Below are 788 nucleotides of genomic sequence, written 5' to 3'. Positions count from 1 at the left end.
CCATTCGACCGTTTCCGGTCTGATAATGGAGCTAGTTGGGAAAAAAGTGAGTTTGTTGAGCATGGGGTCACAACATCTTTATAGAACATTGAGGTAGCAGCATCTGAGCCATGCCTCACTTCCATCGCTTCTAATCTTTTAACACCTGAGTTGATCCTTTCAAATAAATCTCTTCTATGTTGTTCCTCAACATCACCTTTCAACTCAATAAATCTTAGTGAAGCTCTTAAAAATCTTCTTTGGCGGCTAGCTAAAAGATCTGAAAATTTGAAACCTTCTAAACTTTTAAGCTCTTTCAAATCCTTTAACTCAAAGTGATCGTTCCAAAAATAATAAATAGAGCGTATCCGTTGTGAACCATCAAGGATTTCTACCCTACCATCTAATTCAGGGTCTTCATTAAATACATCAGCAATGTAAAGGTAAGGTATTGGAAAGTCTAATAGAATACTTTCTATAAAGCGAGAGGCTGTTTTTGTATCCCACTTGTAATCACGTTGATAATCTGGAATAAAAAGCTCGTTTTTGTCATTTTCAATATTATCACCATACTTTTGAATAATGACTTCAACGGTCCACTCACGTACATTGTATCCAATGTTTCTCTGAGCGAGTCTGATTTCATTGTCAGCGGAAGCGGTTAAAGCTGCAATTTCAGCCTTTTTTCTGTTCTTAGCGTGTTCATCTTGTATCTGAGCAAGCTCTTCTTTGAGTTCTTTGAGTGTAGTCATGTTTTCGTTCCTTTAATTGTAAGTTGATTGGAAGAAAACTATAACGCGTACGCAAAA

The 788-nt window shown here is 36.8% G+C and carries 1 protein-coding gene; it reads right to left on the bottom strand.

Annotation, left to right across the window (positions count from 1 at the left end):
- A partial coding sequence (locus RTW80_RS26435; protein ID WP_312721051.1) for a DUF262 domain-containing protein occupies positions 1 to 731 on the bottom strand: 731 nt, incomplete at its 3' end.
- Positions 732 to 788 lie beyond the last annotated feature (57 nt).

The sequence above is a fragment of the Escherichia sp. AM3 genome (assembly GCF_032029835.1).
Lineage (GTDB): Bacteria > Pseudomonadota > Gammaproteobacteria > Enterobacterales > Enterobacteriaceae > Escherichia > Escherichia coli.
Note: the sequence above shows the minus strand (reverse complement) of the source record. Positions and strands in the feature narration are given on the sequence as shown.